Annotated in this window: 5 protein-coding genes and 1 pseudogene; all 6 read left to right on the forward strand. The window is 58.1% G+C overall.

Features of this window, described 5'->3' with window-relative positions:
* Positions 1–369, forward strand: a 369-nt coding sequence (locus tag AAAC48_RS13725; protein ID WP_340654711.1) for a DUF1236 domain-containing protein, incomplete at its 5' end; no start/stop codon positions are given.
* A 680-nt stretch (positions 370–1,049) separates the two neighbouring features.
* Positions 1,050–1,523, forward strand: a complete 474-nt coding sequence (locus tag AAAC48_RS13730; RefSeq protein WP_340654712.1) for a VOC family protein — start codon at positions 1,050–1,052, stop codon at positions 1,521–1,523.
* A gap of 125 nt (positions 1,524–1,648) precedes the next feature.
* A pseudogene (locus tag AAAC48_RS13735) lies at positions 1,649–2,275 on the forward strand (hypothetical protein); the annotation flags it as partial.
* 203 nt (positions 2,276–2,478) lie between these two features.
* Positions 2,479–2,901, forward strand: a complete 423-nt coding sequence (locus tag AAAC48_RS13740; protein WP_340654713.1) for a hypothetical protein — start codon at positions 2,479–2,481, stop codon at positions 2,899–2,901.
* A 3-nt stretch (positions 2,902–2,904) separates the two neighbouring features.
* The gene (locus AAAC48_RS13745; RefSeq protein ID WP_340654714.1) at positions 2,905–4,131 is read left to right on the forward strand and encodes a biotin/lipoyl-binding protein; all 1,227 of its coding nucleotides are present in this window, start codon (positions 2,905–2,907) and stop codon (positions 4,129–4,131) included.
* A gap of 169 nt (positions 4,132–4,300) precedes the next feature.
* The coding region (locus AAAC48_RS13750; protein ID WP_340654715.1) for a mechanosensitive ion channel family protein at positions 4,301–6,240 on the forward strand (1,940 nt) is incomplete at its 3' end.

The raw sequence follows: 6,240 nt of genomic DNA on the forward strand, positions 1-6,240 counted from the left end.
GTGGACGCAGTATTGGAACCAAATGCTAAATCGTCGGTTTCGTGTATCGGAGGGCGCATCAATAACGGAGAAAGCCCCATGAAACGGCTACTTCTATTAACCGCAGCGATGATGCTTGCCGGCTCAGCTCATGGATTTGCACAAGACACCGTGATAGTTGAGGTTCCCCAGCCAGCCCGCGATTATGTGATCGCCCATCCGTCCGACCCCGTTGTGATTGAAGGGGATGTGGCGGTAGGAACGGCGATTCCGGAAGCCATCGAATTGGTACCGATACCCGACAGCCCGGACTATGCCTATATCTACGTCGACAAGCAGCCAATCATTATATCGAGGAAAGACCGAAAGGTCGTGTATTTGTCCCAGTGATCATGGCGGCGTGTGATCGGCTAAGGCCTCAGTGCGCGGAAGTGCTGGCCCTCTAGCAAGACCTACACAGCGATCAGGAGACGAGAACGCTTATAGTCAACCGACACAGGCGGCTGATTAGACCGCCATGCTTCAGCGGTGCTCGTAGCGGAGACCTGCTTTGTCCCGCCCGCCGAAATCGGGGCACCCTTTCAGCACCGTTCTCCCGAAACCAGGGTCGGTTGCGGCTGCAAGTTCTGGACTGTCAGTGTGTCGGACCGCCTATATCGGTCTCAAACCGCACATAGATGTCGTGGCTCATCATACCACAGTCGCGGGCGATGACGCGCGTACAGTGGCCGATTAGGGCCTTGACAAGATGGCCAGCCGACCGAGGTGCATCGTCACGGGATGGCGGTTCACCGTCGACTGCCGGACGGCACCGGGGGGTTTTTATGGACCATCCGTTCGACGCTGATCCTAGCTGGAGCCATCAAGGCACCACCGCACACGCAGTAGTGCCCAGACGGCCCCTGCCGCTCTTGTGCACTTGCACGCCTGGAGAAATGTCCTCCGCGCGGAAAAAATTTCTCCTGACTTGTCGGAACCGGTTCTCCCACGACGTTCTTTAGACTAGTGCGCGTGCATTACCAGCTGGACAGTCTGTCTCGCGACTAATGTAATGCCGAAGGAGAATTGTCATGATGAAAGTTGCCCAACATCTCTGGTTCGAGAAGGACATGGAAGCGGCGGTCGGCTTCTATACCTCCCTCATTCCTGACTCGGCTATCCATTGGGTGTCGGCCCTGCCCGCCGACAGCCCGAGCGGACCTGGGGGCAGTGTCAAGATCGCATCCTTCACGCTCGGCGATCAACGCTATATGGCCATCGAGGCGGGTCCTCTTGATCCGTTCAACCATAGCTTCTCGATCATCGTCGAATGTGAAACGCAAGCGGAGATCGATCAGCTCTGGGATGCGCTGAAAGAGGGCGGCTCGACGGAGCAATGCGGCTGGCTGAGGGATCGCTGGGGCGTTTCTTGGCAGATCACCCCGAAGCGGCTCGGCGAACTTATGGGCGATCCCGACCGTGACAAGGCCACGCGCGTCGCCGAAGCGATGCTTGGGATGGTGAAGTTCGACATCGCCGGCCTGGAGGCGGCGGCGAGAGGCTGAGTCCGACGGTGCTCGACCGCTGCCGTTCAGACTTCAGCCAGAAACTTGACTGGCCAGTACGTCGGGCATCCTCGTCCCGTCCTGGGAAGCAGTGTCTTGACGTTGGTAAATATGGCCAGCCGACCTGGGCCGCGGGCATCTCGGGCGATACAGGCCTATTCGGCTTGCCGCCTGTGCATATCGACATGAGTTTCGGCGACATCCTGAAGGAACTTGATTTCGGGACCATGGCTGTCGGCGAGGCGCGTTACGATCGCTACAGTACCAACATCATGTATACTAAGATATCGAGCGGCCGCGGCACGCCAAGAGGCATCATTGCAGACAATGTCGATGTTTCGTCCGAAACATTTGCGGGCTTGCTTGCTGCCGGCTATTCGGTGCTGCAGAATGACAGGGGCAATCTCGATCTCGTCGCCGGTGCGAGGGTCTGGAACGCCAGCACGGAGATTTCGTTTAGCGGCGGCATTCTCGATGGTGTCGACCGGAGTGCGACCAGGGTCGACGGTCTGGTCGGCGTCCGTGGAAAATATTCGATCACCGACAAGGTATTTTTCACCGGCTGGGGATTGGTGGGCGGCGGTGGTGTCGATATTGACTGGGATGTCGCAGGCGGCATCGGCTACAACTTCAACAAAACAATCTCTGCGATCGCCGGATAACGGGCTCTCGGTGTCGACTACAGCAACGACGGTTTCGTCATGGACATTGGTGAACAGGGACCGATCGTCGGCGTAGTGGTCCATTTCTGAGATCGAATTGACGCGAGCCAAAACTAGGGTTCGCCGCTTGAGCAATTGAGTTAGGGCGAGACCATCTCGCTGCTTCCTGTAACAGAAGGGCCACTGTTAATAGTTACTGTTACTTACTTTCTTCCAATCTCATGATATGCATGCTCGATGCGCACTGACTGATTTGGAATCGCGGTCGCGGCATGCATGTGGGAGAATGCGACATGGCTGACACGATACATCCTGCAGCGATTGAACACTTGCCGGTCTTCATTACTGCCCCCGGCCAAACCGATTGGCTGTTCAATGGGGTCGTCGTGTTCCTTTTGGCAATGATCCTCATCGTCGGTAATTTCTATTTTCAACTCCATGCCCTGCCGGAGCAAATGGCGCACCGGGGGAAAAAAGTGCAGATGGAAATTGTGGCCGTCCTGGCGCTCATCTCCCTTTTCACCCACAATCATATCTTCTGGATCGCCGGTTTGTTGCTGGCGCTGATTGACCTGCCGGATTTTTCGACGCCGATGGTTTCAATCGCACAGTCGCTGGAGAAACTGTCTGAACGCGATAGAACTGACGAGGACGAGGCAAGAGTTTCGCCGCCCGACCCGCAGCCGAAAGCTGAGACTGCGGGCGGAGGTATCTAAATTATGTTTGAGCTCATTCTCTGTTCAATGCTCACAGTCTTTCCGGACTATCTCTTCCGCCGTTATGTGCAAGGCAAACGTCTCGGCAAGGAGATCAACATTTATACGGTGTGGTATGAGCTGCGCTGGGGCCTCACCGCATGCCTGTTACTGACTGTTTCGTTGATCACCCTCGTCTTTTACTATCATCCGTCTACGAAGAACGTCACCGCGATATTCCGCACCGTCACCATCCTTCCGGAAGCGACCGGCCGTGTTGCCGAGGTGTTCGTCGGCATCAATGCCAAGGTCGAAGCCGGGGACCCGCTGTTCCGGCTCGACAGTTCCGAACAGGAAGCCGCGCGGGAGACAGCGCAGCGCCGCATCGCTGAAACCATCGCCGAGACCACAGTGGCACAGTCAGAACTGGCGGCTGCGGATGGGCTCATTCAGCAGGCGCAAGGAGCGTACCAGCAGGCTCTCGATGAGCTGGCAACCAAGCAAGAGCTCTTGCGAACAGGCACTGTTTCGGTTCGCGAGGTCGAGCGGTTGCAAATCAACGCTGACGGCCGCAAGGGCGCGCTCGACGCCGCTGTCGCCAACAAGCGGACGATCGAGACAAAGATAAGTTCGCTCCTGCCGGCCCAGAAGGCGAGTGCGGAAGCTGCGCTTGCGCAAGCACAGGTGGATCTGGACAAAACGCTGGTTCGGGCGGGCGTCGCCGGAACCGTGCAGCAGTTCACACTGAGGCCGGGCGACATTGTCAACACGATGATACGACCCGCAGGGATCCTCGTTCCAAAAGAAGCCGGACGGGTAGCGCTGATTGCCGGCTTTGGTCAGATCGAGGCGCAGGTGATGAAAGAGGGGATGATTGCCGAGGCCACATGTGTCGGGAAACCGTTTACGATCATTCCGATGGTTGTAACTCAAGTTCAGGATGTCATCGCAGCGGGACAACTCCGTCCAACGGATCAATTGATCGACGCGCAACAAATTGCGCAAGGCGGGACGCTCACCGTGTTCCTCGAACCGCTCTATCCCGGGGGGCTAGAGGGCATACCGCCGGGCAGCAGCTGCATCGCCAACGCCTACACCAACAACCACGACGCGCTCGCCGCGAAAGATACCGGCACGGGGAGATGGTTGTTCCTGCACGTCGTGGATGCGGTCGCACTTGTGCATGCCATGATCCTTCGGATCCAGGCACTAATGCTTCCAGTCCAGACTCTTGTGTTGGGTGGGCACTAAAGGAGCGCATGGTCGCGTGTCTTCCTAAGCGAATTCGCTACTGGCGGCGGAAGTTGGCAATGTTGCCAGGCGCGGACTTGTTGGCCGCATGAACAGGCGCACATTTGTTCCTGGGACAGGTCAAGATATTGCAGGTATAGTAAGGAAACCGTCTGCCAGGGGCAAATGAATGCACATTGCCGTTATCCGGGACTTGGCCGCTAGAGCGAGCGTCATGCTTGCGTTGAGCCTGGCTCTTTTGTGTGCCTGTATCGCGGGGTCGCAAGCCCAGACTAGTCCCGCACCGCCACCCCCGTCAGATAAGGTTCAGCAACTGCTGAAGCTGCTGGATGATCCGGATGTCAAAGCCTGGATCACCACAAAGGGTGCGCCGCCGGCGGCAGAGATTCCAGCTGCACCTTCAGCGAGCGACTTTATGCTCTGGTCGAACGCCATTCGTGCGCATTTGCGGGGTCTCGGACAAGCCATTCCAGCGATTTCGGCCGAGTTTTCAGGGGCGAGCTCCACAATCATGACCGAAATCAAGGGGCGAGGTCCGGGAGCAATACTGGTCCTGTTCGCTGCATTTGCAGCGCTCGGCTTTGGTGCCGAATTTCTCTTCCGGCGGGCGGTCAGTCAGGCGAGCCAGCGGAACGTTGCGTCCAGCGCGATCGAGGCAGGCTCGCCCGCGCGGCATCACATGATTGGCCGTGCGATCTTCGCCGCCATCGCACCCCTGGTGGTCTTCGCTCTCGCCAGTATCGGCGCCTTCCTCGCTTTCACCTGGCCGCCGTTGTTGGCCATGCTTGTGCTTCCCATGCTTGTCGCCCTGATCGCCTGGCGCGTGATCACGCGAATGACAGCTATTCTGCTCGGAATAGACCGCCGGCAGTTGAATGATGGCAGCCAGGGCACCATGCGTCTCATTCCGATGGATGATGCGAAGGCCGCCTTCTGGTATCACCGGGTTGCCTTGTTCGCAGGTATCTTCTTCACGGGATGGGCGGCAGCCGGACTGATGACCGCGCTCAATTTCACCCCCAACGTCAAGAGCCTGATCGTTTACATGCTCGGCCTTGGTCTTCTGGCGGTCGCACTCGAAACCGTGTGGCACCGCCCGGAAGCACCCGCTGCCTCCCGGGCCTATCGCGTCAAGGAGTGGCTGCTCACATTCTATTTGTGCCTGCTTTGGCTCTTGTGGGTCGCCGGCCTGAGCCTGGCGCTATGGATAGGGATTTATGCTCTCATCCTGCCCCCGATATTGAGGACGACCAGCACAACCGTAAAGTCGCTCTTCTCTAGTCCTGACGATGCGGCAAAGGCGAGGAACCCCGTCTTTGAAGTTCTCATTGAGCGGGGCGCAAGGGTGGTTATCATCGCACTCGCAGCCGCCTGGATTGCCGCGGTCGTTCGCTTTCGTATGAGCGGATTGATGGAGGACGAAGCCGTCAGCCGCATGATCCGCGGCGTATTGACTGGCGTGGTGATCCTGCTCGCTGCAGACCTGATCTGGCATATGGTCAAGGGGCTCATCAACGGGCGTATCGAACGCGCCCGCATCGAAGGCGGCGATGAAGCCGCATTGGCTCGCAGCGGCAGGCTCATGACCCTGCTGCCGATCCTGCGCAACTTCCTCGCCGTGCTCATTGCCACCGTTGCGGTCATGATGGTTCTGTCCGGGCTGGGTGTGGCGATTGGCCCGCTGATCGCGGGCGCGGGCATTTTCGGCGTCGCGATCGGCTTCGGCTCGCAGACGCTGGTCAGGGACATCATCAGCGGCGTATTCTACATGACCGATGATGCATTTCGGGTGGGAGAATATATCCAGAGCGGCAGCTACAAGGGCACGGTTGAATCCTTCGGCCTCCGCTCCGTCAAACTACGTCACCATCGTGGCCCGATCTTCACCGTTCCCTTTGGTACACTTGGTGCCGTGCAGAACATGAGCCGGGATTGGGTCATCGACAAATTCTTCATATCGGTGAACTACGACGCGGACACCGCCAAAGTCAAAAAGCTGGTAAAGGGTGTCGGCGCGGCGCTGCTCGAGGATCCGGAGTTCGGCCCGCAGATCATCGAGACAGTAAAGATGAAGGGCGTGGAGGAGTTCGGCGATTATGGCATCAAGCT

Source organism: Phyllobacterium sp., from assembly GCF_037994405.1.
Lineage (GTDB): Bacteria > Pseudomonadota > Alphaproteobacteria > Rhizobiales > Rhizobiaceae > Phyllobacterium.

What these genes read in the sequence shown, in the direction of transcription:
- AAAC48_RS13730 (WP_340654712.1), top strand. Translation starts at nt 1,050, where the DNA reads ATGATGAAAGTTGCCCAACATCTCTGGTTCGAGAAGGACATGGAAGCG.
- AAAC48_RS13740 (WP_340654713.1), top strand. Translation starts at nt 2,479, where the DNA reads ATGGCTGACACGATACATCCTGCAGCGATTGAACACTTGCCGGTCTTC.
- AAAC48_RS13745 (WP_340654714.1), top strand. Translation starts at nt 2,905, where the DNA reads ATGTTTGAGCTCATTCTCTGTTCAATGCTCACAGTCTTTCCGGACTAT.